A 3,443-nucleotide genomic window follows, 5' to 3' on the forward strand; every position below is an offset into this window, starting at 1 on the left:
GATCGGAAGCTGCGAGGTCTCATTCTGTTCAGAGACCACCGCAGGCGGGGCAGCCCGCGGCTATTATCGCAGCTCGCGGGGGAGCTTCTACTGCAGCGGATATGACGAGAACATGAACTGCGTCTCTGCCGCACAGCGCCTGGCGCAGGCCTGCATCTGAACCATCGCTGCGCTGGAAAGAGGGGGGCAGATAAGCGCCTCTCCCTGCAAAGGCTATTTAAAAATCCCCGGGTAACCATCCACGGCAAGGTACATCTTGTTCGTACAAGGATGCTGCCGGATAGGTATGACGGGCGCCCCCTTCACTTCATGAACCCGATGATCGGACTTTCGGGTATCATTCACTCCCGCAAGTGAAGTCCCTCAGCCCTTCAGGTTCCCCTGATAACAAGAAGCGTGATATCATCGAACTGGGGCATGTCGCCGGTAAATTCCCGGACCCCGGATAAAATCCGCTCGAGGATTTCGTGCGATGAACGGTGGGCATTGTCCCGGATAATCGCGTTAAGCCGCTCTTCTCCGAACAGTTCTTCCTGGGCATTGATGGATTCCGTGACTCCGTCAGTGTACATAACAACGATATCGCCAGGCCCGATGGTAATCGTTTGAGAAAAAAACTCCCTGTTCTCGGCAGCACCCAGTACGATACCGGTGGGCAGAAGTTCTTCAAGGGTCCCATCCCGGCTCCGGTAGACAACGGGGGGATTGTGACCGGCATTGACATACGTCAGGGTCCGGTCCTCCTCTTTCAGCGTCCCAAAAAAGAGGGTAACGAACATGCCGGACTTCGAATCAGCGGTAATGATATTATTGGCATCGAAGATCGCCTTTGCCGGGTCACGGTGCCACAGTGCATTGACACGGACAACGATCCGGGATAACGCCATGAAAAGGGCTGCAGGAACCCCTTTCCCGGAGACATCGGCCACGAGAAGGCCGAGCATTCCTTTGTCGAGGGCTATGATCTCAAAGGGGATGACATCGAAAAAATCACCGCCGACTTCCTTTGCCATGACGGTCCGTGCAGCAATATCGAACCCGGATATCCGGGGAATTTCTTCCGGCATGAAGCTCCGCTGTATGTCGGCAGCGATAGTGAGTTCGGCATTTGAGCGGGCAAGTTTTCCTTCCATCTCGCGGCGCTCGGTGATATCCCGGATGGTCTCGATAGCACCGATGACATTCCCCTGGGGATCAGAGAGCGGACTCGCCTTGGCCCAGAAGTACCTTCCTGTCCTGCCCCGCAGGCTCTGGATAAACGTATCAACGACAAGGGTGTCCCCCTCTCGCTTCACATGCGTATAGTGGTTTTCCACTTCAGCCTCCGGCATCAGGATGAGGTTTGCGAGCATCGGTCGCCGGTCATGGTAAAACGGCAGGGCATATTCATAATCCCCTTTGCCGATCATCTGTTCTGCGGGAATGCCGGTCAGGTCCTCCATTGCCTTGTTCCACGTTATAACCACACCGTCACAATCGATGGCAAGCGTGGCATCGGGAAGGAAACTGATGATATCGGAAAGACTCCTCCTCGACCGGACGATCTCCTGCTCGGCCCGCTTCCGGTCCGTGATATCCCGGATGGTTTCGATAGCCCCTATGACATTGCCCTGCGGGTCATACAGCGGGCTGGCCTTCGCCCACAGGAACACACCCCCGGGCTTGAAATCCGGAATAAAGATATCGACAACAAGCGTGTCGCCAATCCGTTCTACGGTATCGTACTTTTCCTCCAGTTCGACCTCCGGCATGAAAACAAGGTTGACCAGGATCGGGCGGCGTTCCTTGTAGAACGGAAGGGCATACTCGTAGTTGCCTTTCCCGAGCATCGCCTCTGCCGGGACACCGGTCATTTTCTCCATTGCGTTATTCCATGCGATCACGTTTCCTTCACGGTCAATGACCAGCGTAGCATCGGGAAGGAAATCGATGATCTCGGCCATCTCCCGGGTAGTTTTGGCCATCTCCTGCTCTGCCAGCTTCCGGTCCGTGATGTCCCGGACCGTCTCGATCGCGCCGATGACAGTACCTTTGTCATCATACAGCGGGCTTGCTTTTGCCCAGAGATATGCCCCGCCCGGCCGGAACTGCGGGACGAAGACATCGACGACAAGAGTGTCCCCGGTCCGTTCTATGGTATCGTACTTTTGCTCAAGCTCTGCTTCAGAGAGGAAGACAAGGTTGACAAGGATCGGACGACGTTCTTTGTAAAACGGGATGGCATACTCATAGTCGCCCTTCCCGAGCATCGCCTCTGCCGGGACACCGGTCATGGTCTCCATTGCTTTGTTCCACGCGATGACTATTCCATTCCGGTCAATAACCAGCGTGGCATCCGGTAAAAAGTCAAAGATTGCATCGTGAACGATCTGGTCGGGGGATTCCATCTGTTTCTCCTGGAAAACTCTGTCTTTATCGTGTACCACATTCTTCAGGTATGAACTCTGCATTACGGGCATCCTTCATTCCGTGTTTATCCTGCGTTATTAACAGGGATCCATTCTGCTGCAGAGCAACCGGCCCGCAGAATGGAGGTTCCGGGATTGTTACCGGGGTCCCCGGGTCACTTTTCCTCCGGCATCCCGGATACGGGTCTCGATTTTTGTGAGCAGCTCCTCATCATTGAGGGCAAATGCAAGGTGCTCGAATTTATTCACCAGTGCGATTGGCTTGAGGATGACAAGAGGTTTTTTCCCGGCGGTTGTGCCACCATAATCGGCAGGCACCAGCGTCATTGTCTCATCGGCCCAGATTGCGATATTCCCGTTTCCCGCTTCGTCCCAGAGTTTCCTGATAATATCCTGTGTTATCATACGCGGGCTCCCCACATCCTGTCCCTATAGAGACGGGTACCCGCCGGATATATAACTCAATCGAATCATGAGCGGGCAAAATGCCACTCCCCCTAAAAACGACTGCAATTAAATGACAGACACACAAAGTCAGCACTACCAGGGAACAGGGACTGCTTCCTTTCGTCATTGGTAATTTTGCGGATCCGCTCCGGGATCAGCATCCACCTGATATTTCTCCAGCAAGGGGAGAACGTCAGGGTTCAGCTCGTACCGGGCATTCCTTCCGTCTTTCCGGACTTCAAGGATCCCATCACCGGACAACCGGTGCATGTGCCAGTTGATCCCAGCCCCGGAGATATGGAGAGCAGTCTCGAGCTCATGGCGGGAGAGCCCGGGTTTCTCTTTTACCATGAGAAGGAGCCTCCGTGTCGGATCCGTGCGGAGATACTTGATGACTTTCTGCTCTATCGGGGGATATTTTTCCGAGTTCTCGTAATACCGTGTGTTTCTGGACGTCTCCAGCACGGAGACCTTGTTCATCAGTTTCAGGACAGTAAGGTGGTAACGGAGAGTGTTCTCATGCACTCCGGTCTCACGCGAGATCTCGGTAAAATCCGCACCGGGGGATTCCTGGATATAGTGATAGAT

Annotated in this window: 3 protein-coding genes; all 3 read right to left on the minus strand. The window is 54.3% G+C overall.

Going from position 1 to position 3,443, the window contains the following annotated elements:
- Positions 1-371: 371 nt before the first annotated feature.
- Complete coding sequence (locus tag CW742_RS09170; RefSeq protein ID WP_292419475.1) at positions 372-2,387, minus strand: SpoIIE family protein phosphatase; 2,016 nt, start codon at positions 2,385-2,387, stop codon at positions 372-374.
- 159 nt (positions 2,388-2,546) lie between these two features.
- Positions 2,547-2,813 (minus strand): hypothetical protein, encoded by a 267-nt coding sequence (locus tag CW742_RS09175; RefSeq protein ID WP_292419477.1) that lies wholly within the window; start codon positions 2,811-2,813, stop codon positions 2,547-2,549.
- A 165-nt stretch (positions 2,814-2,978) separates the two neighbouring features.
- On the minus strand, positions 2,979-3,443 hold a 465-nt coding region (locus CW742_RS09180), incomplete at its 5' end, for a winged helix-turn-helix transcriptional regulator (RefSeq protein WP_369333014.1).

It is taken from the genome of Methanoregula sp. (assembly GCF_002835825.1).
GTDB lineage: Archaea > Halobacteriota > Methanomicrobia > Methanomicrobiales > Methanospirillaceae > Methanoregula.